This is a genomic window from Pontibacter sp. H249 (genome assembly GCF_037892465.1).
In the GTDB taxonomy this organism is placed as follows: Bacteria; Bacteroidota; Bacteroidia; order Cytophagales; family Hymenobacteraceae; genus Pontibacter.
The window spans coordinates 50,010-76,093 of sequence record NZ_JBBKTR010000006.1 but is presented as its reverse complement, the minus strand read 5'-3'; the positions used below and the strand labels follow the sequence as shown (position 1 = coordinate 76,093).

Sequence of the window (26,084 nt, the reverse complement as noted above, 5' to 3'; positions counted from 1 at the left end):
TTAATTACTGATTCTTGACTCAGCGTAAATATGAACTGTTATGTAAATTTTGATTTAATGATAACAAAGCAAAGATAATGCAAATTCAATTTACATAAAAAAAGGCCTTATAGCTCCTTCAAAGCAATTAGGCCTTTTTCATTGTATTCATTATCGTGATAATAAGAGGTCTAGTTCAACAGTCTGTAATTAAATATCTCCATTAAGTACTTTATCAACCCAACCTTTACCCCATTCTTCTATTTCCTGTTCACTCCACAGTTCAGGATAGAAAATACGCTTCTGGAATTTAGGAGGAAGATATTTCATCCAGTTAGTGCCGCCAGTAGCTGCAATAATATCCGGATCGCGCTGTAGATAGCGAACAGCAGATTTATAATGCATGAGTGGCCAGTTAACATTCACGTTACTATCGAGGGCACGCATAGCCTTGATCAGTTTTGAGTTTTGCTGGTCTGTTTCTGGCAAACGCTTGTAAACGCTCCAAAGGTTAGTGTGTTCATACTGCCTGGCAAACTGTATAAGCTGCGAAGTATACTTTTCTTCAAACTGAAGCAGCGTAAGGGTTTTAGCACCTGATGCCACTTCTGTAGCGCCCTCTTTCCAATAGATGCAGCCGATCATTTCTTCCTGTGTGCTTTGTAAACCAAGAGCAGCCCTTTTATCTTTTGCTACTAGGTTACGCAAGTCTGTAGAGGCAATCTCGATCATACGATACTGTGCCGACTGAAAACCGCTAGCTGGCATGAGCGCCATCCTAAACTGAAGAAACTGCTTCGGGTCCATGCCATCAACCATCACATCAAAAGAGTTGATCAGGTTATCGAAGTAGCGGTTAATACGCTTCACGCGTTTAATTAACCAATCAACTGTAATCGCTTTGTCCTCTGCAATTTGCCTATACTCTTCTAGGCAAAGTTTAAAGTATAACTCAGTAATTTGGTGGTAGATGATAAATATCTTCTCATCCGGAATATTTGTACGCGGGTTCTGAAGGCTGAGCAGGGTGTCGAGGTGAATATAATCCCAGTAATTTAGGAAATTAGTATAGTAAAGCCCCTCTAAGTATGCTGCCAAATCCTGACCAAGTGGCACATATTTCTCCTCTAGCCTTTTAAGCTGCTCCAGTACTTCAGGTTTAAATGCTTGTTCCATTTAAATCGTTTTACGGATGATGAATAATACAAAGCTGCAAATTAACGAAATTAACCTTAGCCAACGATGCTATAAATTAACATTTGATTAGAGATGTACTTTAATGTACTATTATCCAAAGCCTATAAGCTGTAAAATTTTAAAAGAACTGGTCTTGATAAATAAGGGCTTGCTAGAAGCATAACAGGAGTTAGTAGATTAATACTGGTATATTGTAGAAATAAAGCTATTTTAGCCAGCAATTACTGCAAAACTGGTAGTTAATTGCTAAATTTGACTTTTACTATATTTTAGGATCTTTAATCCTCTATGGCTGAGAAAAGTAGCGTTTTTGATATGATTGGTCCTGTGATGATCGGCCCATCTAGTTCGCATACGGCAGGTGTGGTACGCATCGCGCGCGCTGCCATTCGTATACTGGGGGCAGCACCAGAAGAGGTTGTTATTACCTTTTATAACTCCTTTGCACGCACTTACGAGGGCCATGGCAGCGACCGTGCTATTGTAGCTGGTCTGCTTGATTTTAAAACCGATGATAAGCGCATAAAAGATGCCTTTGACCATGCGAAAGAGCGAGGCCTGAAGTATACTTTTAAATCTGTGGGCAATGCATCTACCATGCATCCAAACACGATTAAACTTAATCTAAAGTCCGGCGACAGACAGGTAGAAGTAATAGGGCAAAGCAGGGGAGGCGGTGTTATCAATATTGTAGAAGTAGATGGCTTTTCGGCAAGTTTTTCTGCCACATTGCATACACTAATTATTGATGCTGACGACGTTCGAGGAAGTATAGCCTTTATTGCATCAGTGCTTGCGCATGATGATTGCAACATTGCCACCATGAACGTTTCACGCAAAGGTAAAAACGAAATGGCCCGCCAGTTCATCGAAATGGACTCTGGCATTAAACCTATCACACTAGAGTACCTAAAGCAGTTAAGCTGGGTAAAGCATGTGGTATACATACCGAACATAGATCTTTAATAACAGATAGTTACTATGAAAAAAACATCCAGACTTTTACTCCTCGCACTAGGACTTGCCTGTTCTGCCGGTGTAAGTGAAAGTTATGCGCAGCAACAAAGCGCAGGCAACGATGGTGTTTGGTCTCTGGAGGAGGCTTTGAGCCACGCAAAGGCAAACAACCTTAATGTGAGGCAAGCCAGTCTGAACAGAGACTTTAGCAAAGCTGATCTTAACCAGTCGCGTGCGGCCCGTTTGCCAAGTTTAAATGCAAGCAGCAATTACAGTTTTAACACAGGTTCGTTTCAGGATCCGGTATCATTTAGCCTTACAACCCAAAACGCCAGAACCTCTAACGTATCTGTAAATGCTAACCTGCCGCTATTTTCTGGTTTCCAACAAATAAATCTCATTAAGCAGAATAATTTGGAGCTAGATGCCAGTGAACAGGATTTTCTTTCGGCTCAGAATGATATCACGATTCAAATTGTAACTTCTTATCTGAATATATTATTTGCTAATGAGCAAATGAGGATTTCCGAGTTGCAAAGAGGTCTTACAGAAGCACAACTTAAACGAACAAGAATATTGTTTGAGGCAGGCAGTTTAGCAGAGAATGCTGTACTTGACCTTGAATCTCAATTAGCAACTGATGATCTGAATTTTATTACTGCTCAGAATCAGCGTGACATTTCTCGCCTTACACTGATGCAGTTGTTAAACATACCGGCCAATCAGGATTTTCAAATTCAGATTCCAGACATTCCGGAGCCAGATGAAAACCCAGTTATTGTAAGTGGTAATCAAGTATATGATGTAGCAGTGCAGACTCTTCCTGCAATTAGAGCTACAGATCTCCGCCTCCGTAGTTCCGAAGTAGGTGTGGCCGTTGCCAGAGGAGCATATTTCCCGAGATTAAGTATGTTTGCCGGGGCAGGTAGTCGTTATGCCAGCACAAGTAGATTCGTGACAGGAACTGAAACAGTGATAAATGGTGTAACACCACAGATAGTATACTTAGACGCAGCTGGAACTCAAGCTCAAACGCTATACTTCCCGAACATCAGAAACCGCATTATTGATGAAAAATACCCTTACTTTGATCAATTGGATGGCAATTTATCTACACAAGTAGGATTTTCACTGCAGGTGCCTATTTTAAATGGATTACAGGCCAGAACCAATGTACAGCGTGCTAAAATATCATTACAAAATGCGCAATTGAACGCTGATATTGCCCGTAACAATCTGCGCCAGACAATAGAGCAAGCATATGTTGATGCTGTAGCTGCTCAGCGACGCTATGCCGCTGCAAAAGAGCAAGTAATTGCTTCAGAGAAAAACTTCCGCAATGCCGAGTTAAGATTGAACAGTGGTGTAATTAATACAGTCGATTTTAATGTAATTGCCAACACCTACCGTTCAGCTCAATCAAGCTTAGTACAAGCTAAATATGATTACACTTTTAAACTTAAAGTATTAGATTTCTATCAAGGAAAAGATATTACTCTCTAAAACTATGGCCAAGAAAAAATCAAAACTAGTTCCGATTATTGTAGGTGCACTTGTACTCTTATTAGTTGGAATTATTGTAGCAAAAAAAGCCGGCTGGATCGGTAAAGACGAAGGCACGGAAGTAATTATAGCCCAGGCTAAAAAAGCTGAAATCGTTGAGAAAGTAAGTGCCTCAGGTAAAATACAGCCTGAAACTGAAGTGAAAATCAGCCCAGACGTATCTGGTGAGATCATTGAGCTAAATGTGGCAGAAGGTGACTCTGTGGTAAAAGGCCAACTGTTACTACGTATCCGCCCTGATAACTACCAGTCGTTTGTAGATGCACAGCAGGCAAGCGTAAACTCAGCAAGAGCTAATCTTGCCCAAACACAAGCCAGACTTGCACAGGCACAGGCAAACTTAACGCAGGCAAAGCAAAACTACGATCGTAACAAATCACTTTATGATAAAAAAGTGATCTCGCAGGCAGAGTGGCAGCAGGTTTCTGCTACTTATGAAGCTGCAAAACAAGAAGTAGAGTCGCTTCGCCAAAGTGTAAGAGCTTCGGAGTTTAACATTCAGAATGCACTGGCCGCCTTAAAGGATGCACGGGAGAACCTGAACAAGACCACTATTTATGCTCCTGTAAGCGGTATCGTATCTAAGCTGAATGTAGAGCGAGGTGAACGTGTGGTTGGGACTTCCCAGATGGCCGGTACTGAGATTATGCGTATTGCCAACCTAAATAATATGGAGGTGCGCGTAAACGTTAACGAAAACGATATTATACGTGTAGCCCTTGGCGACTCTGTAGAGGTAGAAGTAGATTCTTATGCCAGCAAAGACGAGAAGTTTAAAGGTATTGTAACAGCCATTGCCAACACGGCTAAAGATGCAGCCAGCCTAGAAGCTGTAACTGAGTTTGAAGTGCGCATTCGCCTTTTAAATGAGTCTTACAGTCACCTGGCACAAAATAACTCACGCCCTTTCCGCCCGGGTATGACAGCCTCTGTAGACATTATTACTGAAAGAAAATCTAATGTATTATCAGTACCTTTGTCTGCTGTTACAACACGCTCCAACGAGAAAAATACAGCTGCAGAAGCAAATGAGGATGAAAATGATGAAGAGTCTGAGAACACTGAAGAGCAGCAAAAGCCTAAAGTTAAAGTAGAGGAAGTAGTGTTTGTATATGAGAAAGGCAGCAATTCTGTTAAAACAGTTAATGTAAAAACTGGTATCAGTGACTTTGAGAATATTGAGATTATAAGTGGTATCAAAGAGGGGCAGGAAGTTGTAACTGGTCCTTTCAGAGCGATAACAACAATACTAAAAGACGGGGCAAAAGTGGCTGTAAAAGACGCTGGCTCTTTAAACAAATCAGCGATAGCAGCTGATAATGAAGTAAAAATAGATTAACCATTTTGGAAAGAATAGCCGTTTTAGGGGGAGGCAGCTGGGCATCAGCGTTGGTTAAGATCCTCTCCGAAAACAAATCTCAGATACATTGGTGGATGCGCAACAAAAACGATGTGCAGCACCTGATTAACTTTAAGCATAACCCACGCTATTTGAGTGGGGTAACTTTTGATCTGAATTATGTTAAGCCGTCGTCCGACATTCAGGCTGTTGTTTCTGTTGCCGATTGGGTAATTATTGCTGTTCCGGCAGCCTTTGTACAGCAGGCACTAGAGGAGTTGTCTGGAGATGCTTTCAAAGGGAAAGTGATCATATCTGCGGTAAAAGGTATGATCCCTAAAGAAAACATTCTGATCTCTGATTATGTAGAGCGCAGGTACTTTGTACCGAACTCGCACCAATTGGTAGTTGCAGGACCTTGCCACGCTGAAGAGGTTGCCCTTGAAAAGCAGTCATACTTAACGATAGGCTCACATGACATGAATACAGCAGAACGCTTCTGCGAGCTGCTACGAAACCGTTATGTAAAAGCCAACCCGCTAGATGACCTGGATGGAATTGAGTATTGTGCTGTTATAAAAAATATAATTGCCCTGGCCTGCGGCATTTCACGCGGCCTGAACTACGGCGATAATTTTCAGGCGGTGTTGGTATCTAATGCCATGTTCGAGATAGAGCGTTTTTTGGATGCTATCATGCCACTGCACCGCGATCTTAGTGGCTCAGCCTATCTTGGCGATCTACTTGTTACTGCCTATTCGCAGTTTAGCCGCAACCGTACATTCGGTAATATGATAGGGAGAGGCTATACTGTAAAATCAGCGCAGGTAGAAATGAACATGGTGGCAGAAGGTTATTATGCTGTACAAAGTATTTTTGAGCTAAACAAGAAGCTGGGAGTATCAATGCCGATCACCAATGCGGTTTATCACATACTTTACGAGCGTATTTCTCCTGCTGTTGAGTTCGAGATCTTAAAGGATAAGTTTAAATAGAAGATTTTATACTTCAGAAAAGGCACACTTTACCAAAAGGTGTGCCTTTTTTATTTCACTAAAACTTTACCTGCTTAAGCACATCATCGCCCATAGCCCGGTATGCCGCCATTACTGCCATAGCAGAAGCTAGTAGTATAAAGTATACCATACTAAAGGCAACATATTCATAAAAATATAAGGACATTATGTTTTTATAATCCAGCAGATAAATTGTTAACCCAGACATGAAAGCACCAACAATACCAAGTATAAATGCTCGGTGAGCAGTTTGCGTTGGGAGTTGATCGATCAGAGTCTGACTTTTTAAATGCCAGTGCAACGGGAATATTTGTTGTGTGCGTATTGCGTTTCGGGTAGCTTTCGTTACAAAAAATGTAATTGTATAACTCGAAATCATGCTGCCGGATGTAAGGTAACTAGCTATGCCATTTGTGCCCCACAACGAAATATATTCGTAGCTGTACCATATTGTATGCGCAATAGCCAGATTAATTGTGGCAGCTGCAGCGGCTGATGTCACGCTTGCAATCAACAAGAATTTGTAGTTTAAGCTAAGCGGCATAATTATCTGCAAGAAAGTATATTAATAGATACTTGTTTTTGCTACACAAGGATACCTTACAGTTAAAACCAACTAAAAGTAGTTTGTAACTAGTGTTAGCTGAAATTAAGATTTAAAGTTAATCGCTTATATTGTGTCTTAAACACAATTTAAATGAAGAAACACTTACAACAGATTGATGTTCTTAAAGGTATAGCCATTATTTCTGTTATTGCGCTTCATTCTGTAACGAAGCAGGAACTTGTGCAATCGTATGCTATTTATCATATCTGGCAAGCGGTTCCTTTGTTTATGATCCTAATGGGCGTTAATCTGGGTTTAGGGCTAAGGGCAGAGCGTCAGCAGCTATCGCAGTTATACACTAAGGTTTACTTCACAAAAAAAGCGACCCGCATACTGGTGCCGTTTACGCTCGTTTTTGTAGCATCTATAGTATTGGGCTTACTCTGGTTACAGCTTTACAACCGAAACATGCTGGAGTTTACAGCATTTAATTGGATAGGAGTGCTTCCTGTATCTGGTAAAGGTAATTACTTTATTACCTTGATACTGCAATCTATAATTTTGCTGCCAATTATTGGTTATGGTTTTGCCATACGGCCCATATTAACTACGCTCTTCTTAGTTTTAGTTGAGGCAGCTTTTTTGTTGTTTAGTAAGAAGTATAATTTATTTGAAGGAGAAGACTTAGCGTATATTTATGCCGCTGCGCTACCACGGTATTTCTCTGCGTTGGCTTTAGGTTTGTGGTTGGCAAAATCAATTAATAAAGGGTTTAAGCCATCTGTACTATTAATCTTTTTACTACTAGGATTGCTAAGTATACTATACTTGTATTTAACAGTTTACCACGATCTGCATATACCAATTGTTTACGAAAGTTGGGCTACGCAGAATATGTTTGCTTTTGGTTATGCAGCCCTTCTGATTTTACTAATAATTTTGCTTTTGCCGGCTTCCTCTGATAATTATATACTTAGGTTAATTGCCAATATTGGCCAGGCTTCTTACCATATTTTTCTAGTACAGGTGTTATACTTTGGCTTAACTATAGATCATAGCAATTTACTACTGAACCTGGCAATCTGCCTGCTTCTTGGCGAACTGTTTTATAAAGCTGAAAATCAGATGAGCAAAAAGTACCTTAGCTTTAGCCAATCTAACATTTCAAGTTAATTTGAAAGATATTAAAGTACTCTGTGGTATCATTGAGAAAGACGGGCTGGTGCTGATTACACAGCGCAGCAAAAGCATGTCGCAGCCGCTGCTATGGGAGTTTCCAGGTGGCAAGTTAGAGGTTGGTGAAACAGAGCAGGATTGCCTGGTGCGTGAAATTAAAGAGGAACTTTGTATAAGCGTAACTCCACAGCATAAATTAAAACCCGTTCTTCATACTTACCCTGACAAGATTGTTGAGCTTATACCCTACATATGTACCTTTAACAGGGGCACAATATCGTTACAAGAACACTTAAAATATGAGTGGGCAACACCTGATAAGTTAAGGAGTTATATTTGGTGCCCGGCCGATATACCAGTTGTAGAAGATTACCTGCACTACCTTAAACGCTAATACAATCATACTTTTACCCCGAAAATTATTGCCGTACCTTTGTGCTTATGGAACTCCCTATCAGTTTTAAAGAGCGGATGCAGCGTCTGCTGGCCAGTGAATATAACAGCTTTGAGGCAGCGCTGGCAATGCCTGCTCCTGTAAGCATTCGTGTTAATAGTATAAAGTATCAAGCAAATCTAGTTCTGCAGAAGGTGCCATGGGCTGATCATGCTTACTACTTGCCAGAGCGTCCACTCTTTACGCTGGATCCGCTTTTGCATGCCGGCTGTTATTATGTGCAGGAGGCAAGTTCTATGTTTGTGGAGCAAGCTCTTAAGCAGGCTGTTGATTTGTCTCAGTCTTTACATGTGCTTGATCTTTGCGGAGCTCCTGGCGGTAAATCTACACACCTCGCTAGCCTAATTACCGAGGATAGCCTCCTGGTGTCGAATGAGGTTATAAAAAGCCGTGCCAACATCTTAGCGGAAAACATAGCCAAGTGGGGCAGTGGAAATGTATTAGTAACCAGCAACGACCCAAGTAATTTCTCAAGACTGCCAGAGTTTTTTGATGTTATGGTAGTTGATGCACCTTGTAGCGGCGAGGGCATGTTTCGTAAAGATCCACAGGCTATAAACGAGTGGTCTGAGGAAAATGTGAAGCTTTGTGCACAAAGGCAACAGCGCATTCTGATGGATGTGTGGAATGCATTAAAACCAGGAGGAGTGTTAGTGTATAGCACCTGTACCTGGAATGAGCAGGAGAATGAGGAGAACATTGCTTGGCTGGCAGAGCAGGAGCAGGCCGAAAGTATAAAATTAGTGTTGGACCCGGATTGGGGTGTGATGCCAACGCAGCTTAATGGAGTAGAGGGTTACCGTTTTTACCCGCACCGTATACAGGGCGAGGGCTTTTTTATGGCTGTGCTTCGTAAAACAGGAGAATCATCTATTTCTCAAAAATCTGGGAAAAAGAAAAAGTATAAATTACAGTTAGCCGGAAAAAAGGAAAAAGCCTTAGTGCAGGACTGGCTACTGGAGCCAGATAAATATGAGTGGCTGCAGTACGGAGAGGTAATATCTGCCATACCTGCCAACTTATTTGAGGCCGCCGATGAAGTTTACCAGCACCTGCACGTAGTTTATGCCGGCACAGAGGTAGCAGAAGTAAAAGGCAAAAAACTAAAACCTATGCATACTTTGGCAGTTTCTCAGCACCTGAACAGTGGTGCTTTTAATAAAGTTGAGCTTGATCTGGAACTGGCTTTAAGATACTTACGCAAAGAGGATATCAGCCTAGATAGCAGTGGTAATGATTGGGTGTTGCTGAAATACAAAGGTGTACCACTTGGCTTTGCCAAACAAATTGGCAACAGAGTTAATAATTATTTCCCGAAAGAGTGGCGAATTAGAATGGAATTACCCGCTGAATTGCCAGAAACAAATATCCTTATCGGTTCCTAGTATCGGCAGGTAAAAGCACAAAGGCCGGAGCTAAAAGTTTAGCTCCGGCCTTTGTGCTTTTGATTTTGTTAGTCTAAATATAATCTAAACTGCCAGTTAAATCATACCTCAAAATTTATGTTTTATTCTACAAACAGCACCAGACCTTTTAAATACTCGCCTTCCGGATGGAAAACTGAAATAGGGTGGTCGGCGGGTTGTGAAAGGTGGTGCATGATCTTGATGTTTCGACCTGCCTCGATGGCTGCTGCCATCACAGTGTTGTTAAACAGATACTTATCTACCACCTGAGAGCAGGAGAATGTGAAAAGTATACCGCCAGGCTTTATCTTCTTCATAGCCTCAGCGTTCAGGCGCTTATATCCCATTAGGGCATTGTGTCGTACTTTTTGGCTTTTAGCAAAAGCTGGAGGGTCTAATACAATTACATCGTATCGATCTTCCTTGCCTTTCAGGAAATCGAAAGTATCTACTGCATACGCTTCGTGACGTTCCGGTGCCTGGCTCAGTTCTCCATTTTTGATGGTAAGTTCAATTGCCTTTTTAGATACATCAACAGAATGTACCTCTTTTGCACCTGCATTAAGCGCGTAAACTGAAAAGCCGCCAGTATAGCAAAAGGTATTTAGTACTGATTTATCTTTAACATAACGGCCTAGCAATTCACGATTCTCCCGCTGGTCGATAAAGAAGCCTGTTTTCTGACCGCTTTCCCAATCAATAAAGAACTCGTTTTCGTTTTCAGTTACTACTACACCACCTTTAGACTCACCGTATAGATAGCCATTAACAGCATTTACAGCAGCTTTAGCCGGCAAAGACTCCGCGCTTTTGTCGTATACAGCATCCAGGGTGTCACCGTAAATTTCTTGTAGCGCCTGAGAAACATATTCGCGTACATTGTACATACCAATGGTGTGCGTTTGTACTACGGCAGTGTTTTTATAAAAATCTACAATCAGACCTGATACACCATCACCTTCAGCATAAACTAACCGGTACACATCTGTATGCGGATTATTTACTAAACCTAGTTTCTTACGGAAATCGTAAGCCTGCTGTATTTTGCTTTTCCAGAAAATATAATCCGGCTCTACCTGCTCAAATGAGAAAATACGAACGGCAATAGAACCCGGAGCATAATGGCCCATTGCCAGGAACTCACGCTGGCTAGAGTATACTTCTACTATGTCACCTTCTTCGGGGGTACCGTCCATTTTTCGAATTGCTCCAGAAAATACCCACGGATGAAAACGTTTAAGCGAATGCTCCTTACCCGGAGCCAGGTATAATTTTATAAAAGACATCTTAATTGCTGATTGTTTTTTTGATTACACTTCAGGTGCATCAGTGCCTGAACGAGCTGCAAAGGTAGTTAATTCAATTAGTAGTGCATTAAATAAGAAGAAATGTGATTCGCACTTATCAATCAACAGTTAAGTAGCCTAGATCGATCAGGAAGGTATAAAGTTTTTGTACGGGCAGGCCTACTACGTTAAAGTATGAACCTTCGATGCGCTCTATCCCGATCATACCGATCCATTCCTGGATGCCATAGGCACCTGCTTTGTCGAATGGTTTGTAACGGTTAATGTAGAAGTCTATTTCAGCCTGAGTTAGCTCTTTAAAGTATACTTTCGTGATGTCGTGGAATACGGTTTTGCGTTCTTTGCTAAGCAGACACACACCAGTGATTACCTCATGTGTTGTGCCGGATAAAGATCTTAGCATTTCCGCAGCCTCATGGTGGCTTTGGGGTTTATTCAGCACCTTATCACCCAAGCAGACAATGGTGTCGGCAGTAATTAGTACCTCTTCCTGTAGTTCTTCTTTATAGGCATCAGCCTTGTGTGATGCTAAGTATTCTGCTACCTCGGCTCTTTTAAGATCAGCGGGAAACTCTTCGTGCACATCCTTTACCCGAACACTATAGTTCAGACCTAAACCAGTAAGTAATTCTCTGCGCCTCGGCGAGTTAGAGGCAAGCAGCAGGGGCCGTGATAAATTCATCTTCTTTAATTGAGCTGAACAGGAATCCGCAAATAACCTTTGGATAAAAGAACGTTGACTTTTGAGGCATTATAGCACCGCTATGGCATACGCGCTTTACCTGCTCCATTGATACTTCGTTAGTGATTAGTGCCAGCCTGGCTGCACCTGTGTCTACTTTACTTATACAAGCGGTAAAGTTACGCTCATAACTCAGCCCTGGCATATCGCGCTGTTCTTCGCGGAGTACACCTAGCACTTTTTCGAATACGAAGTAATGCATCACCGTCAAGTCCAGGTCCTTTACCTCATCCGGAAACATCCAGTCAATTTGGTTATGTATCTCTGGCTTAAGCCTTAGCTTGTAGGCATTACCGCTTAAGTATAAACCAAAGGCCCACTTCTTCCCTAAAATTACTTCATTCAACTCGTAGGGGTCCTCCTTGGGTGTTACAACAAAGTATGATTCCAATTGATGTAGAAATTCCTCATCCGTCATGGCTATCTGCTGCAGTACGCGATGCGTAGGCAGTATGCGCAGGTCGTCGTGCTCGGAGTTTGTAAGGTACATCAGGTGGTAGTTGTAAGCCTCGTAGCCGGTATGATCTGGATTAAGCGACGTCATTTTTTTACGGTACTCCAGAGATCCTTCGTATCGGTGATGCCCATCAGCAAGAAGAATCTGACGGGTTTCCAACGTTTTCAGGAACAGCTCAATTACCGTATTGTCATGGATTATGGCCAACACATCGCGCACCCCCTGGTAATCTTCCGTTTCGTAGATAGGAGATTTTATACTTTCATCCATAAAAGGCTCTAGTATAAACTCCGGATCTGTATAGAGGCCATGGGTAGGACTTGTGTTAAGCTCCGTTTTCTCCAACAAATCAATTCTGTCGTTTACTGCGGTAGGTATGGTATTCTCATGGCGGAGCAGTACCTGCTCACTCCAATCGTAGGCTTTAATGTTACAGATAAACCCTTTGCGGCAGTACTCTTTGTCGCTGCCCGGCAACCTGAAGTATTGATAGTATACATAAATGCCGGGAAGAGAATCCTGCACCAGTATCCCGTTATCTTTCCACTCTTGTAAAAGTATGGCGGCTTCTTCGGCAGGAGCATCGCCTCTCGGAACAGAAAGATGTATACTGTTTACACTTTTGCGGTATAGCGCCTCACGCTGCTTAGTAGAAACCACGTCGAACAGGGGAGAAGTTAACTCTTCTATGTTCTGATCAAGTGATTCGTTGTAGCGCCAAGCTTTTAAGGGTAATATCTCTGCCATAAGTTTATTCTATAAAGCTTAAATTACGGTCTCTGATCAAGGTGCCAATCGACTTATTTGCCAGTTGCCGTCGGCGTTTTGGTATAAAATTCTGTCATGCAAACGGTTCGGACGCCCCTGCCAAAACTCGATACGTTCCGGTTGTAACAGGTACCCCCCCCAGTGTTCAGGGCGTGGTATTACTTCCGTATCTGAAAACTTTGCTGTAAACGCTTCGTCGGCATGCTGCAGTTCTTCACGGCTCTTAATAACTTTACTCTGTGGGGATGCCCAAGCTCCGATTTGGCTGCCTCGGGGCCTGCTATGAAAATAGCTTTCTGATTCCTCAGCAGATACTTTCTTGATTTGTCCCTCGACACGCACCTGTCGCTCCAGTGCAGGCCAAAAAAATGTAAAGCAACCAGAAGGGCTGTGCTCAAGCTCCTGGCCTTTTCTGCTGCTATAGTTAGTGAAAAATGTAAACCCCTGGCTACTAAGTTCTTTAAGCAGCACTACACGCGCTGATGGTTTACCCTCTGGGCTAACAGTTGAAAGTACAAAAGCTGTTGGCTCTTCTACCTCAGCGGCAATGGCTTCATTCAGCCATTCATGAAACTGATCAATTGGGTTTGCTGCAACAGATGCTTCAGTCAGGTCCTGCTTGGAGTAATTAGTCCGGATGTCGGCAATTTTTTTATAAGAAAGAGCCATGATTTTCGATGAATTTTGTCAAAATTATAAAATAATCTAAGCTTAATAAACTTTTAAGCAACTGTTAGCACCTTAATTTATATTATATGAACATATAAACAGTTAGCTGTAAATGTTTTGCTGGCACGTTACAATATTGTATTCTCTGCGTAATTAAATATTAAACAACACATGCAGCACGGTTTAAGTATACCGAAACTGAGAAGTATACTTAATAAAGGAAAATTCACGAATGGAAGATACAAGTATATCAAAGCCGCAGAATGGTAGTCTGCTTATTTCTGAGCCATACCTGGGCGACCCAAACTTTGAGCGCAGCGTAGTGCTGTTGTGTAGTCATAATGAGAATGAGGGTACCTTTGGCTTAGTCTTAAACAGAAAATCAAACTTAAAACTTTCTGATGTAATCGATATTTACAACGACACTTTTGATGCGGAACTTGGTATTGGCGGACCTGTGCAGTACAATACGTTACATTACATACATAGGCTTTCAGAGTTGCCACAAGCTATCAAACTGGGTGACAACCTTTACTGGGGAGGAGATTTTGAAATGCTGCGCACTATGATAGGTTCTGGTATTGTGTCAACATCGGATATAAAGTTTTTTTTAGGCTACTCCGGATGGACCCCTGGACAACTACAAGAAGAAATTGATAAAAATGTTTGGATAGTTAATAACAATGCTGCAAATAAATTCTTTAATTTGGAGGCAGATAAGCTGTGGCGAGATATATTAAAAGAGATGGGAGGCAAGTATAAAGTACTGTCAAACTATCCGCTTGACCCACGGCTTAACTAATATACGCTAACGTTGTACTTAGATAAAAGTAGCCATGACAACAGAAAACAGAAATACAGACTCTACCGGTGCTGAGGCAAACAAACCTGAGAATCAAAGCGAAGTTAATCAAAACATCAGCAACACAGACTCCTCTCAGAACACATCTGAGCAAGGCCAAGCTAATGCAGATGCCCAAAACTATGCTTCATCGGATTCAGCACCTGAAGTACCTAAAGAGGAACAACCGGAGATTCAGCCGGAACTGAAGTCTGATAATGAAACTGAGGCTACAGAAAGTATAACTGAGGCATTTGTAGAAGCTAACACAGATGTTGTAGATGTTGACGCTACGGCACCATCATCTGAACAACCAGATTCTACACAAACAAATCAAAATCAGTCTGATCAGCCGTCAAAGTCTAATCGTTCGGAAGAGCATCACGACGATGAAGAAGATGAGGACGATCACACTGACTACAGTCAGCTATCGTTGGAGGAGTTGCAGAGGCAACTGACTGCTGTACTTAAAAGCGGAGAAGCTGGGAAACGCCACAAAACTGTTATCGAGATGCATAAGCAGTATGACGCCAAATTTCAGGCGGAGCGTTCTGATGCACTTGATAAATTTAAGCAGGAAGGGGGCACCGACGAGGATTTTGACTATCATACTTCTCCTGAGCATCAAAGTATGGAAGCACTGTTTACCTCATACCGAGATGCTCGTTACAAGCAGCGCCAGAACATAGAAGAAGAGCGCCAACGCAATCTGGATCGCAAACGCGAAATACTCACACAGCTTCGTGCCTTGGTAGAGTCTGCTGAAACCAAGAATAGCACCGAAGAAGTAAAGAAGATACAAAATGAGTGGAAGAGTTTAGGCCAGGTACCAGCAGGTACAGCACAAGAGTTATGGGACTCTTACCATGCCTTGCTCGACATCTATTACAATAACCGCAGTATTTTCTTTGAACTGAAAGAACTGGACCGTAAGCGCAATCTTGATGCTAAAATGCAGCTGATAGAACGTGCAGAGGCATTGGTTAACGAGCAATCTATAAACAAAGCATTACAGGAGTTACGACACCTGCATGAAGAGTGGAAAAACATTGGCCCTGTACCTAACGATCAGCGTGATCCGATCTGGGACAGATTTATACAGGCCTCTGAAAAAGTACACGAAAAACGCCGTGCTTACCAAGAGAATCGCCGTGAAATTGAATTGGTTAATCTTGAAAAGAAGCGTTCTATCCTTGAGCGACTGCAGCAGTACCAAAACTTTAACACCGACCGCATAAATGAGTGGCGTGATAAAACTGACGAAATACAGAAATTAAAAGAAGAGTGGGATGCTGCCGGCTTAGTGCCAAAAGAATACGCTGAAGAGATCAACAAGAATTTCTGGGGTAACTATAAGGCTTTCTTCCAGCATAAAAACCAGTTTTTTAAAGGCTTAGATGAGCAAAAATTGCAAAACCTGCGCCTAAAAACTGAACTTTGCGAGGAGGCCGAAAACCTAAAGGATAGCACTGACTGGAACAGCACAAAAGAGAAGCTGATACAACTGCAGAAGAAATGGAAAACAATAGGACGTGTTCCAGACAAGTATTCTGATAAGATATGGCAGCGTTTCAGATCTGCCTGCAATGAGTTCTTTGATCGTAAACAAGCACACGAACAACAGAAATCCGCTGAAATAGAAAAACTATCTTCTGAGAAACTGGAGTTATGTGATAGAATAGCCAGCACACTAGCTCAGCCTACAGCAACTGGTACACTAGAAGAATTTGAGCAGTTTAAACAGCAGTGGGCTGATTTAGATAAGACAAGCAAGCGCACAAGCCCTAAGGCAGAGGATAAGTACATCGCTTTAATGGAGAAATACCTGGAGCGTGTGCCTGAGCTGTCTTTAGAAGAGCGCACTGACAAGTTGGTGAAGCTGCAGGTAGATCGCATGAAACATAGTCCGGATGCAGGACAAAAGCTGCAACAGCGAGAGAACACTGTTCGCCGGGAGATACAGCAACTTCAAAACGATATCCAGACATTACGCACAAACATCGAGTTTTTTGCCCGTTCTAAAAACGCCGATAAGCTACGCATAGAGTACGAAGGACGCATAGCTGATGCCCAAAAGCGCATAAATATGCTGCAGCACCAGTTGGAGGCATACAGAAGCTAAAATTTTTCCACCTGAATCTCAAAAGCTTATACATAGCGTTGCAAAAATTTTTAGCTAGTAGTTGCATCATATAAAACTTCGCTATACTTTTGCAACGCTTTAAAACACTAAAGCACACCAGATAGTAAGCCTCCATAGCTCAGCTGGTAGAGCAACTGACTTGTAATCAGTAGGTCGTTGGTTCGATTCCGACTGGGGGCTCACTTCCGAAAAGCAGCTGTTTGTACTTCTTCTGCTTTTTTAGACAAACATAAAGTACAAGCCTCCATAGCTCAGCTGGTAGAGCAACTGACTTGTAATCAGTAGGTCGTTGGTTCGATTCCGACTGGGGGCTCATTAAAGGATCAAGCCTTCAGGAAACTGAAGGCTTTTTTTGTTTTCACCATTCAAAGTTCTCGCGCAAGCTCAAATCACCTCTTAATTATGTTTTAAAGCATAGATTGCTTTAATTAGCACATCCATATAAACTAAACTATGCAACTGATAGAGGTTAATACCCCCGAACTTGCCAATGAATTTCTGATGGTGCAGGTAAGGCTTTATAAAAACGACCCAAACTATATTCGCCCTCTTAACAAAGATATCGATAACGTATTCGATCCTAAGAAAAACCGACTGCTGCGGGACAGCGAAGCAATACGCTGGATATTAAAAGATAATACCGGAAAATCTATTGGCAGAGTAGCAGCTTTCATAAATAAAAAGACTGCCAAAACTTTTGAGCAACCTACAGGAGGCTTGGGCTTTTTTGACTGTATCGACGATCAGGAGGCTGCTAATATACTTTTCGATGCTTGTAAAAAATGGCTTCAGGAACGAGGCATGGAGGCAATGGACGGCCCAATTAACTTTGGGGACCGTGATAAATGGTGGGGCTTGCTGATAGAAGGTTTTTACCCTCCTAACTATGGCATGCATTATAATTTCCCGTATTATCAGCGCCTATTTGAAGGTTATGGATTTGGCCTATATTTCAACCAATTCACCTATTACCGCAAAGTAAACGATCCGCTTCCTCAAAAGTATAACGATAAAGCAGAGCGCATACTGTCGGACCCTGCTTATACTTTCCGGCATATGAGCAAGAAAGACTTAGCTAAGTACACAGAAGACTTTAGAACAGTATACAATAAAGGCTGGGCAAAGCATGAAGGCGTAAAAGCCATGAGTGAGGCACAGGCAGCTGGTATTATGAAAACTCTTAAGCCTGTAATTGATGAGCGTATTATGTGGTTTGCCTACTATAACAATGATCCGGTTGGGTTTTTCATAGCCATTCCGGAGTTAAACAAATTGTTTAAATATGTAGACGGCGAAATGAATCTGTGGAGTAAACTAAAGTTCGTGTTCCATAAATGGAGAGGAGCATGCACCACAATGTATGGTATCGTGTTTGGAATAACGCCAGAGCACCAAAGCAAAGGTGTAGAGGCAGCTATGATTGTCGCAGCTGGAAGAGTAATACAGGGTAACTCCAGCATACCTTACCAAGACCTACAGATGAACTGGATCGGGGACTTTAATCCTAAAATGATGCACCTAGTAGAGCAAATTGGTGGCCGTATCTATAAAACCCATGCTACATTCCGCTATCTTTTTGATAGAACAAAGGAGTTTAAGCGTGCTCCCATCATAAAATAAGGTTAGACGACAGATACATTCTATAACAATCTCAAAAGTATACCTGTTGCTTGATAGAAGTCATATTACATTCGAAGCAACTGATTGTCTTATTAATCAGCTTAAATGCTAATATAAAAAAGGGCATAGAATAGGAACTATCAATCGAAGTTCTAGTACGTCTTAGAGCAGAAAGTATAGAAATGGATTCTCTTACACAAATAGTTTTAGGAGCCTCGGTAGGAGAGTTAGTTGCCGGAAAAAAACTGGGCAACAAAGCTTTATTGTGGGGAGCAGTAGCTGGCACTATACCCGATTTGGATGTGCTCATTAACCCGTGGCTCGATATGGTGCAGCAGCTTAGTTTCCATCGTTCCATAACACACTCCTTTTTCTTTGCCTTGGTTATGTCGCCGGTTTTGGGATGGATTTTGCACCGCTTTTACAAGAAGTATGATGCTGGCCTTTGGCCCTGGACGCTGCTTTTCTTTTTTGGCTTTACAACGCATGCTCTGCTAGATGCCTGCACCACTTGGGGAACGCAACTCTTCTGGCCATTCTCTAACTATGGTGTTGCTTTTTACAACATATTTGTAATAGATCCACTGTACACAGTTCCTTTTTTATGTTTTACTTTAGCAACAGCATTTTACAGCAGGCAAAACAAGAAGCGCAGGCTAATTAACTACACAGGTTTATCACTTAGCACTTTTTATCTGCTTTTGTCTTTAGTTTTTAAATCACAAGCAAATGCAGTATTTGAGCAAAATTTTACCGCTCATAGTATAAACCCAGAGTCATATATAAGCAAACCAACCCCTCTAAATACAATATTTTGGTCTGTAACAGCTAAAGCTGATGATGAATTTTATAATGGCTTTTACTCACTGGCAGACAAAGATAAAGTAGTTGAGCTAAAGGCAGAACCACAGCAGGCGCATTTACTAAACCCATACTTAGGGCACCCAAAGCTTGACCGATTACTGGAATTAACAAAAGGGTACTATACTGTAGAGCGTGCTCCAGATAAGGGAGTATACATAAACGACCTGCGATTTGGTAAATTTGATGGATGGAGAGAGAACGGAGGAGGCTATGTGTTTGTGTACCATTTATGGCAAGATGAAGCGGGAGCGCTACAGTTCGAGGAAATCAATAACAGGCCAAAAATTGATAAAGGTTACCTACTTGCGTACTGGGATAGGATACTTGGAATATAATAACAATTTAACTCCATAAAGAAATATAGTTAATCTCTAATTTTCTTCAAGTGTGAAGTATTCACACCTGAGTAGTGTAACTTTAAAGTATAAATAAACCAGAACTAAAGTATGAACGATAGCAGGTGGTTACTTACCGGTAAAAAGGCAGTTGTTACAGGTGGCTCTAAAGGCATAGGAGAGGCTATTGTAGATGAGTTTATCGCATTAGGTGCTGAAGTGCTGGCTGTAGCCCGAAAACCAGAAGATCTTGAAAAGCTTCATGAAAGGCACTCAAAAAGGTTAAACACGCTGGTTGCAGATGTGAGTACACAAAATGGCCGCCAAAAGGTGTTGCAGGCAGTACAGGAACTCTGGACTGACCTGGATATACTGGTAAATAATGTAGGCACCAACATCCGCAAACCTACAGCTGAATATAGTGAAGAAGAATACGATTTTGTGATGAACACAAATCTCAGATCTGCTTTTAACCTTAACCAACTGCTATACCCTGAACTTAAAAAGTGTGGTCAAGGAAACATCATACATGTAACCTCTGTGGCTGGTTTAACCCATGTACGCACCGGCAGCATCTATGGCATGACAAAAGCTGCACTTACTCAACTTACTAAGAACCTTGCAGCAGAGTGGGCACAGGATGGTATTCGCGTGAATGCAGTGGCTCCCTGGTACATCAACACGCCACTTGCCCAGGCAGTTTTGCAGAATAAAGAGTATGCAGATGCTGTAATCAGCCGTACGCCCATGCAAAAGATAGGAAACCCTGAAGATGTTTCTGCTGCTGTTGCCTTTTTATGTATGCCGGCAGCGGCCTATATAACGGGCCAAACACTGGCTATAGACGGTGGCTTTACGATTAATGGTTTTCAGCCTTAAATAGTATTTTTAGCACATAAACTAGGCGGCAAAAAACTGGTTTTTTTAAGCAAATTTGCTTACTTTTGTATGATATGGAGACACTAAGCGTTAGTGTTTAGTAACGCTCACAAACCTTTTACGAATGGCAACAACCAGACTGCTTTTTTTGCTAGGCATTGCTTTAATCCTCTCGACTTTAACCTCTTGTAAAACCTGCCCGATTTATTCCTGTCATGTGCGCATGGTGCATGCCCATGGTGAGCAGGAGTTCAGAGGCCAGCCGATCTGGAAAAAGCAAAATCCCAGAATAGGCGAGAAGCTACCGAAGGCATCGAAAGAAGAACCGCCTAAGAGAACGAACAAAAGCAAAAATAAGAATTAAGCTATATAGGGCTTAATGGCTTTTTTGCGTAACTTGCCCTATCCAAATTCACGAACAAAACAATTATTTTAGACTTTAGACATGACTGAAGGCGAAAGAATAATACCGATCAACATTGAAGACGAAATGCGCGGTGCGTATATCGACTACTCAATGTCTGTTATCATTTCAAGAGCCTTACCCGATGTTCGGGATGGACTTAAGCCAGTACACCGTCGTGTACTTTACGGTATGTCCGAACTGGGGGTATCGTACAATAAACCTTACAAGAAATCTGCCAGAATAGTAGGAGAGGTGCTTGGTAAGTACCACCCACACGGCGACTCCTCTGTTTACGAAACCATGGTACGTATGGCCCAGGAGTGGTCTTTGCGCTATCCATTAGTAGACGGACAGGGTAACTATGGTTCGATAGACGGTGACTCACCTGCTGCCATGCGTTACACTGAGGCGCGCCTGAAGCGTGTTGCTGATGAGCTTCTTAACGATCTGGACAAGAATACCGTTGACTTCGTACCCAATTTCGACGACTCTTTAAAAGAGCCTAGCGTAATGCCTGCCAAACTGCCAAACCTGTTGGTGAACGGTACTTCTGGTATTGCGGTAGGTATGGCTACCAACATGGCGCCTCATAACCTAACGGAAGTGGTTAATGGCATAGTCGCCTACATTGATAACCGTGAGATTACAATAGCTGAGCTGATGCAGTATATCACTGCTCCAGACTTCCCGACTGGTGGTATCATTTACGGCTACGATGGTGTTAAATCTGCTTTTGAAACCGGCCGTGGCCGTGTGTTGATGCGTGGCCGTGCCATTTTTGAAACTACGGCAACAGGCAAAGAGCAGATTATTGTAACGGAAATTCCTTATATGGTGAACAAGGCCTCTCTTATCGAGAAAACAGCTGCGTTGATCAACGAGAAGAAAATCGAAGGTATTTCTGACCTACGTGATGAGTCGGACCGTGATGGTTTACGCATTGTGTATGATCTGAAGCGTGATGCAATTCCTAATGTTGTATTAAACAACCTGTATAAGTACACAGCTCTGCAATCTTCGTTTGGCGTTAACAACGTGGCACTGGTAAAAGGTCGCCCAATGACGTTGAACCTGAAAGACATGATCCACCACTTTGTGGAGCACAGACATGAGGTTGTTATCCGCAGAACGCAGTATGAGCTAGAGGAAGCTCAGAAACGTGCGCATATCCTGGAAGGCTTGCTTATTGCCCTGGATAACCTGGATGAGGTGATCAACCTGATCCGTTCTTCACGTGATCCGGAGATTGCACGCAACGGTTTAATGGAGCGTTTCCAGCTGACTGAAATTCAGGCACGTGCTATACTTGATATGCGTCTGCAGCGCCTTACAGGCCTTGAGCGTGATAAAATTCAGGCAGAGTATCAGGAGATCATGAAGTTGATCGAAGATCTGACTGACATTCTTTCTAATGAAGAAAGAAGAATGCAGATTATCAAAGATGAGCTTCTTGAAATTAAGGATCGCTACGGAGATGTACGTCGTACGAGCATAGAAGCAAGTACAGGCGACATCTCTTACGAAGATATGATTCCGGAAGAGAACATGGTAATCACCATTTCTCACGAGGGGTATATTAAGCGTACTTCGCTTAGCGAATACCGCAGCCAGAGTAGAGGAGGAGTGGGCTCGAGAGGTGTGGCGGCATCTAAGGAAAGTGACTTTACAGAGCACCTTTTCATTGCCAGCACTCACCACCACATGCTGTTCTTCACCGAGTTTGGTAAAGTATTCTGGCTTAAAGTATACGAAATTCCTGAGGGTGGCAAAACCACAAAAGGACGCGCGATACAGAATATCATTCAAATTGAGAAAGAAGATAAAGTACGCGCTGTACTAAACGTACATGATCTTAAGAATCAAGATTACATACTGAATCATAACCTGGTGTTCTGCACAGAACAAGGTACGATCAAGAAAACAGTACTGGAAGCTTATTCTCGTCCAAGAACAAATGGTATCAACGCAATTACCATCAATGAAGGTGATAGGCTACTTGATGTTCAGCTTACAAATGGCAACAGCGAGATTGTAATTGCGTTACAGTCCGGTAGAGCAATTCGCTTTAACGAAAGCCAGGTTAGACCAATGGGACGTAATGCAGCTGGTGTACGTGGCGTAACACTTGCTGGCCCTGAAGACAAAGTAGTTGGTATGGTTTGTGTACAGAACGAAAACACAGAATTGCTTGTAGTTTCAGAAAACGGTTTTGGCAAACGCTCTCTACTAGAGGAATACCGTATTACGAACCGTGGCGGTAAGGGTGTTAAAACCATGAACATTACAGAGAAGACTGGTAATCTTGTTGCCATTAAAGGTGTAGTTGATACAGACGATTTGATGATCATCAACCGTTCTGGTATTACGATCAGGTTACGTGTTGCTGATATCAGAGTTATTGGACGTGCGACACAAGGTGTGCGTTTGATCAAGATTACAGAAGGTGACCAGATTTCTTCGGTAGCTAAAATTGAGATGGAAGACGAAGAAGAAATTGAAGAGATTGTAATGGAGCAATCAGAAATTTCTCCTGAAGATTCTCTGCAGCCAGACACCATGGTCGATCCTGAGACAGCTGAAGAATAGTAAACTGTACATTAAGGGAATTTTATTTCAATTAATATTCGTTAAACAGACAAACAAACCATTTTTCACAAATTAGTATGAAAAGAATACTTTTGACTGCCTTTGCCGCTGCTACTGTAACAGTTGTGAGCGCGCAGAATTCAGCTGTGAACAGTGCTATATTAAACCATAAAAATGGTACATTAGACAAAGCACAGACTGATATCGACAAGGCAATACAGCACGATAAAACAAAGGATAAGGCAAAAACTTGGTTTTACCGTGGCGTAATTTATCAAGACATGATCGGCAATCCGATCTATGGTAAATTGGTAAATGATAATACACCAACGATTGTATTAGAGTCTTTTGATAAGGCTGAGAACCTTGACAGCAAAGGAGAGTTTAAAGGGCAAATACCTGAGCGCAGAGAAATTCTTTATGGACAAGTGCTTAACCAGGCAGTTGAGTTTCATAACAGCCAAGACTGGGACAATGCCATTGCTAAGTATAAATTAGCTTCTCAAGTTAATCCTAAAGATACAACTGCTGTACTTTATGCTGCTTATGCCGCTACCGCTAAGCAGGATTATCCGCAGGCCATCTCATTTTATGACAAATTAATTGAGATCGGACACAAAACGGAGGATGTTTATAAAAACAAGGTTCAGCTGCAGCAGGCTACTGAAGCTAGCGATGAAACTGTAATGAACACCCTTTCTTCTGCTTTAAAAGAGCATCCAAACAGTGTATTTCTAATGCAGGAAGAGCTTAAGTATTATCTTAAAAACGACCGTGCAGACGAGGCGATGACTAAATTGGAAAATGCTATTAAAGCTGATCCTAAAAACGCCAGCCTTCACGCAGTGTTGGGTAACTTACAGGAGCGCAAAAATAATTTAGAAGGCGCTACTGCCAGCTACAAAAAAGCAATCGAAATAGATCCAAATAACTTTGACGCTTACTATAACCTTGGTGTTTTAGAGTATAACAAAGGCAGCGAAGTAAACAACAAAGCAGCGAAAATGGACTATGCTACTTACCAGAAAAAAGGTAAAGCACTTGAGGCTCAAGCTAAAAAGCACTACGAAGCTTCACTGCCATACTTCCAGAGGGCATTAGAAATTCAACCTGGTGATAAGGGTACCATTTCGACGCTAGTTAAAGTCTATACACGCTTAGGCCGTAAAGCTGAGGCAGATAAGCTTTCAAAGCAGATGAACTAGTAATTATATTACTTAATAAAAAAGAGGAGCAGTAATGTTCCTCTTTTTTTATGCGCTTCACCAGATTATGTTAAATAGCTTAACTTTTTAACACTTATATGCTGAAGAATAGAAGAGATAATGTTTTAGATAAAATGGGAGTAAGTTGAAGGTAGGTAGTCAATATACATTAAAAATACATCTTGAAAATATTAGAATACATTAATTAACAGTGTAATGAGCTAGCTACATTAATGAAATGTTTGAAGCAGTTATATTGATTATAAATTATACAGTAGAAACAGTAGAGTATGAATTTAAGAGAATCGACACTATAACAGATAAGCTACTTAACATAATATAAATTATAAGACTTATAACATACGATGTTATACATCTACAATAAGTGTCACTAATAATATACTTTATGTTAAATAGATATTGCTTAGAAAACAGTTGAGATAAACCGACTAATAAATCTTAAGCGAAATATTGTCTTGTAAGATTATGTATTGGTTCAAGCATTAAACTGTATTCATCGTTTCCGCCTGTCAGCCATCCTACTGCTGCTACTGCCAGCGCTGTAACAAGCGCAATTATTACTGCAGGCAAAAAACCATCGACCTTAAAATTGCTGACCAGTTTGTCTACCAATTTTATCATTAAAGCGGTTACAATAAGGCTAATTATTGCCTCTAACAGGAAGAATGTTACCAAATTAAAAACCCCTCTTATAATCCAGCCTAGTGTAGCGTTTACAATGGCGATTAAAAATGCAACCCAAAGAGCTGTGCCAAAGCTTTTAACATGTACGCTAGACATCGCATAAGATAATATCAAAATTACAGCTGCGCTTACCAGCAGGTTAATGATGAAGTCCATAGTTTTATTATTTTATCTGACTTCATATTACGTGTTCGCTCCTAATTTTGATAGGAAAACCGCGTTAGTTTATAAATTTAGGCTTTAAAATTTCTTTATACTGTTTTTCAAACTTTTGTACTTTTGGTCTTGCTACCGATCCTACATATGGGTCTGTAGGGTTACGCTGATAGTAATCCTGGTGATATTCTTCGGCTTCCCAAAACTTTTTTAAAGGCTGTACATACGTTACAATCTTATTTTTATACTTACCTGATGCTGTAAGTTTACGAATGTGATCTTCAATAACTCTTCGTTCTTCAGGTGTTCTATAAAATGCTATAGACCTGTACTGCTCACCATAATCAGGGCCTTGTCTGTTCAATGTAGTTGGGTCATGTGTGGCAAAGAAAACCTCTACCAGTTTATCATAAGAAATACTGTCTGCGTTGTAATATACTTGCACAGCTTCAGCATAATCTGTTTTTCCTGCACTTACTGCTTCATAAGTAGGTTTAGGCGTTGTGCCACCTGCGTAGCCCGATATAACAGCACCGACTCCCTGTAGGCGCTCAAAATATGCCTCGGTACACCAAAAGCAGCCTCCCGCAAAAGTAGCCTTAGCAAGTCCTGTAGTATCTGCTTTAGCTAAAGTTTCAGCTTCTGTGTTTTTATTGTTGGCAGTATCGTCTGAACTTGTTTGTTTACATGAGTTTAGAAAAAGAACAAGCGGTAACAAAGTATAAAGTAATATATGCATGGAGACTTATTTATGTTTAAGGTTATGA

The 26,084-nt window shown here is 41.6% G+C and carries 23 protein-coding genes and 2 tRNA genes; 17 read left to right on the top strand and 8 right to left on the bottom strand.

The window, feature by feature from the left end; all coding sequences use genetic code 11:
• Positions 1-189: 189 nt before the first annotated feature.
• Positions 190-1,155: a tryptophan 2,3-dioxygenase family protein gene (locus WG943_RS09710; RefSeq protein WP_340408554.1), complete on the bottom strand. Its 966-nt coding sequence runs from the start codon at positions 1,153-1,155 to the stop codon at positions 190-192.
• A gap of 309 nt (positions 1,156-1,464) precedes the next feature.
• Here WG943_RS09710 and sdaAB point away from each other — a divergent pair, with 309 nt between their 5' ends.
• From sdaAB to WG943_RS09690, 4 genes are read left to right on the top strand one after another with little or no spacing between them, the layout of a single operon-like run.
• A complete protein-coding gene (gene sdaAB / locus WG943_RS09705) occupies positions 1,465-2,142 on the top strand; it encodes an L-serine ammonia-lyase, iron-sulfur-dependent subunit beta (protein ID WP_340408553.1) in 678 nt (225 codons plus the stop codon).
• A gap of 15 nt (positions 2,143-2,157) precedes the next feature.
• The gene (locus tag WG943_RS09700) at positions 2,158-3,636 is read left to right on the top strand and encodes a TolC family protein (RefSeq protein ID WP_340408551.1); all 1,479 of its coding nucleotides are present in this window, start codon (positions 2,158-2,160) and stop codon (positions 3,634-3,636) included.
• A gap of 4 nt (positions 3,637-3,640) precedes the next feature.
• A complete protein-coding gene (locus WG943_RS09695; protein ID WP_340408548.1) occupies positions 3,641-5,035 on the top strand; it encodes an efflux RND transporter periplasmic adaptor subunit in 1,395 nt (464 codons plus the stop codon).
• Between the two features lie 5 nt (positions 5,036-5,040).
• Positions 5,041-6,030, top strand: a complete 990-nt coding sequence (locus WG943_RS09690) for an NAD(P)H-dependent glycerol-3-phosphate dehydrogenase (protein ID WP_340408546.1) — start codon at positions 5,041-5,043, stop codon at positions 6,028-6,030.
• A 58-nt stretch (positions 6,031-6,088) separates the two neighbouring features.
• Here the strand turns inward: WG943_RS09690 and WG943_RS09685 are convergent, their stop codons facing one another.
• Positions 6,089-6,553 (bottom strand): hypothetical protein, encoded by a 465-nt coding sequence (locus WG943_RS09685; protein ID WP_340408545.1) that lies wholly within the window; start codon positions 6,551-6,553, stop codon positions 6,089-6,091.
• Between the two features lie 195 nt (positions 6,554-6,748).
• Here WG943_RS09685 and WG943_RS09680 point away from each other — a divergent pair, with 195 nt between their 5' ends.
• From WG943_RS09680 to WG943_RS09670, 3 genes are read left to right on the top strand one after another with little or no spacing between them, the layout of a single operon-like run.
• Complete coding sequence (locus WG943_RS09680; RefSeq protein ID WP_340408544.1) at positions 6,749-7,771, top strand: acyltransferase family protein; 1,023 nt, start codon at positions 6,749-6,751, stop codon at positions 7,769-7,771.
• Position 7,772: 1 nt separating this feature from the next.
• A complete protein-coding gene (locus tag WG943_RS09675) occupies positions 7,773-8,168 on the top strand; it encodes a (deoxy)nucleoside triphosphate pyrophosphohydrolase (protein ID WP_340408543.1) in 396 nt (131 codons plus the stop codon).
• Positions 8,169-8,215: 47 nt separating this feature from the next.
• Positions 8,216-9,613, top strand: a complete 1,398-nt coding sequence (locus tag WG943_RS09670) for a methyltransferase RsmF C-terminal domain-like protein (RefSeq protein WP_340408541.1) — start codon at positions 8,216-8,218, stop codon at positions 9,611-9,613.
• 122 nt (positions 9,614-9,735) lie between these two features.
• Here WG943_RS09670 and WG943_RS09665 read toward each other — a convergent pair whose 3' ends face one another.
• From WG943_RS09665 to pdxH, 4 genes are all read right to left on the bottom strand, one after another.
• Positions 9,736-10,920 carry a class I SAM-dependent rRNA methyltransferase gene (locus WG943_RS09665; RefSeq protein WP_340408539.1) on the bottom strand — a complete coding sequence of 395 codons (1,185 nt, stop codon included), beginning with the start codon at positions 10,918-10,920 and terminating at the stop codon, positions 9,736-9,738.
• Between the two features lie 118 nt (positions 10,921-11,038).
• Positions 11,039-11,623, bottom strand: a complete 585-nt coding sequence (locus tag WG943_RS09660; protein WP_340408538.1) for a Maf family nucleotide pyrophosphatase — start codon at positions 11,621-11,623, stop codon at positions 11,039-11,041.
• Complete coding sequence (locus tag WG943_RS09655; RefSeq protein ID WP_340408537.1) at positions 11,589-12,887, bottom strand: DUF1015 domain-containing protein; 1,299 nt, start codon at positions 12,885-12,887, stop codon at positions 11,589-11,591. Before WG943_RS09655 ends, WG943_RS09660 begins: the two co-directional genes overlap by 35 nt.
• A 36-nt stretch (positions 12,888-12,923) precedes the next feature.
• Complete coding sequence (gene pdxH, locus WG943_RS09650; protein WP_340408535.1) at positions 12,924-13,577, bottom strand: pyridoxamine 5'-phosphate oxidase; 654 nt, start codon at positions 13,575-13,577, stop codon at positions 12,924-12,926.
• A gap of 232 nt (positions 13,578-13,809) precedes the next feature.
• Between pdxH and WG943_RS09645 the strand changes: the two genes are divergently transcribed.
• The 10 genes from WG943_RS09645 (at position 13,810) to WG943_RS09600 (ending at position 24,456) form a co-directional block, all read left to right on the top strand.
• Positions 13,810-14,379, top strand: coding sequence for a YqgE/AlgH family protein (locus WG943_RS09645; RefSeq protein WP_340408533.1), 570 nt, complete (start codon positions 13,810-13,812; stop codon positions 14,377-14,379).
• A gap of 34 nt (positions 14,380-14,413) precedes the next feature.
• Positions 14,414-16,540: a DUF349 domain-containing protein gene (locus WG943_RS09640; protein WP_340408531.1), complete on the top strand. Its 2,127-nt coding sequence runs from the start codon at positions 14,414-14,416 to the stop codon at positions 16,538-16,540.
• A gap of 128 nt (positions 16,541-16,668) precedes the next feature.
• A tRNA-Thr gene (locus WG943_RS09635) sits at positions 16,669-16,741 on the top strand.
• A gap of 60 nt (positions 16,742-16,801) precedes the next feature.
• A tRNA-Thr gene (locus WG943_RS09630) sits at positions 16,802-16,874 on the top strand.
• Positions 16,875-17,014: 140 nt separating this feature from the next.
• The gene (locus WG943_RS09625; RefSeq protein ID WP_340408529.1) at positions 17,015-18,181 is read left to right on the top strand and encodes a hypothetical protein; all 1,167 of its coding nucleotides are present in this window, start codon (positions 17,015-17,017) and stop codon (positions 18,179-18,181) included.
• Positions 18,182-18,363: 182 nt separating this feature from the next.
• On the top strand, positions 18,364-19,380 hold the full coding sequence (locus WG943_RS09620; protein WP_340408528.1) for a metal-dependent hydrolase: 1,017 nt from the start codon (positions 18,364-18,366) through the stop codon (positions 19,378-19,380).
• Between the two features lie 111 nt (positions 19,381-19,491).
• On the top strand, positions 19,492-20,259 hold the full coding sequence (locus WG943_RS09615; protein WP_340408527.1) for an SDR family oxidoreductase: 768 nt from the start codon (positions 19,492-19,494) through the stop codon (positions 20,257-20,259).
• A 124-nt stretch (positions 20,260-20,383) separates the two neighbouring features.
• Positions 20,384-20,623: a hypothetical protein gene (locus tag WG943_RS09610; RefSeq protein WP_340408525.1), complete on the top strand. Its 240-nt coding sequence runs from the start codon at positions 20,384-20,386 to the stop codon at positions 20,621-20,623.
• An 81-nt stretch (positions 20,624-20,704) separates the two neighbouring features.
• Positions 20,705-23,251, top strand: coding sequence for a DNA gyrase subunit A (gene gyrA, locus WG943_RS09605; protein ID WP_340408523.1), 2,547 nt, complete (start codon positions 20,705-20,707; stop codon positions 23,249-23,251).
• A gap of 77 nt (positions 23,252-23,328) precedes the next feature.
• Positions 23,329-24,456 carry a tetratricopeptide repeat protein gene (locus WG943_RS09600; protein WP_340408521.1) on the top strand — a complete coding sequence of 376 codons (1,128 nt, stop codon included), beginning with the start codon at positions 23,329-23,331 and terminating at the stop codon, positions 24,454-24,456.
• Positions 24,457-24,915: 459 nt separating this feature from the next.
• On the opposite strand, the gene WG943_RS09595 is transcribed toward WG943_RS09600, so the two are convergent.
• Both WG943_RS09595 and msrA read right to left on the bottom strand, forming a co-directional pair.
• The gene (locus WG943_RS09595) at positions 24,916-25,317 is read right to left on the bottom strand and encodes a phage holin family protein (RefSeq protein WP_340408519.1); all 402 of its coding nucleotides are present in this window, start codon (positions 25,315-25,317) and stop codon (positions 24,916-24,918) included.
• A gap of 64 nt (positions 25,318-25,381) precedes the next feature.
• A complete protein-coding gene (gene msrA, locus WG943_RS09590) occupies positions 25,382-26,056 on the bottom strand; it encodes a peptide-methionine (S)-S-oxide reductase MsrA (protein ID WP_340408518.1) in 675 nt (224 codons plus the stop codon).
• Positions 26,057-26,084: the final 28 nt, after the last annotated feature.

Excerpts from the sequence above, each read along its gene's own strand:
- WG943_RS09710 (WP_340408554.1), bottom strand. The coding sequence starts at position 1,155 with ATGGAACAAGCATTTAAACCTGAAGTACTGGAGCAGCTTAAAAGGCTA.
- sdaAB (WP_340408553.1), top strand. The coding sequence starts at position 1,465 with ATGGCTGAGAAAAGTAGCGTTTTTGATATGATTGGTCCTGTGATGATC.
- WG943_RS09700 (WP_340408551.1), top strand. The coding sequence starts at position 2,158 with ATGAAAAAAACATCCAGACTTTTACTCCTCGCACTAGGACTTGCCTGT.
- WG943_RS09695 (WP_340408548.1), top strand. The coding sequence starts at position 3,641 with ATGGCCAAGAAAAAATCAAAACTAGTTCCGATTATTGTAGGTGCACTT.
- WG943_RS09680 (WP_340408544.1), top strand. The coding sequence starts at position 6,749 with ATGAAGAAACACTTACAACAGATTGATGTTCTTAAAGGTATAGCCATT.
- WG943_RS09670 (WP_340408541.1), top strand. The coding sequence starts at position 8,216 with ATGGAACTCCCTATCAGTTTTAAAGAGCGGATGCAGCGTCTGCTGGCC.
- WG943_RS09665 (WP_340408539.1), bottom strand. The coding sequence starts at position 10,920 with ATGTCTTTTATAAAATTATACCTGGCTCCGGGTAAGGAGCATTCGCTT.
- WG943_RS09660 (WP_340408538.1), bottom strand. The coding sequence starts at position 11,623 with ATGAATTTATCACGGCCCCTGCTGCTTGCCTCTAACTCGCCGAGGCGC.
- WG943_RS09655 (WP_340408537.1), bottom strand. The coding sequence starts at position 12,887 with ATGGCAGAGATATTACCCTTAAAAGCTTGGCGCTACAACGAATCACTT.
- pdxH (WP_340408535.1), bottom strand. The coding sequence starts at position 13,577 with ATGGCTCTTTCTTATAAAAAAATTGCCGACATCCGGACTAATTACTCC.
- WG943_RS09645 (WP_340408533.1), top strand. The coding sequence starts at position 13,810 with ATGGAAGATACAAGTATATCAAAGCCGCAGAATGGTAGTCTGCTTATT.
- WG943_RS09640 (WP_340408531.1), top strand. The coding sequence starts at position 14,414 with ATGACAACAGAAAACAGAAATACAGACTCTACCGGTGCTGAGGCAAAC.
- WG943_RS09625 (WP_340408529.1), top strand. The coding sequence starts at position 17,015 with ATGCAACTGATAGAGGTTAATACCCCCGAACTTGCCAATGAATTTCTG.
- WG943_RS09620 (WP_340408528.1), top strand. The coding sequence starts at position 18,364 with ATGGATTCTCTTACACAAATAGTTTTAGGAGCCTCGGTAGGAGAGTTA.
- WG943_RS09615 (WP_340408527.1), top strand. The coding sequence starts at position 19,492 with ATGAACGATAGCAGGTGGTTACTTACCGGTAAAAAGGCAGTTGTTACA.
- WG943_RS09610 (WP_340408525.1), top strand. The coding sequence starts at position 20,384 with ATGGCAACAACCAGACTGCTTTTTTTGCTAGGCATTGCTTTAATCCTC.
- gyrA (WP_340408523.1), top strand. The coding sequence starts at position 20,705 with ATGACTGAAGGCGAAAGAATAATACCGATCAACATTGAAGACGAAATG.
- WG943_RS09600 (WP_340408521.1), top strand. The coding sequence starts at position 23,329 with ATGAAAAGAATACTTTTGACTGCCTTTGCCGCTGCTACTGTAACAGTT.
- WG943_RS09595 (WP_340408519.1), bottom strand. The coding sequence starts at position 25,317 with ATGGACTTCATCATTAACCTGCTGGTAAGCGCAGCTGTAATTTTGATA.
- msrA (WP_340408518.1), bottom strand. The coding sequence starts at position 26,056 with ATGCATATATTACTTTATACTTTGTTACCGCTTGTTCTTTTTCTAAAC.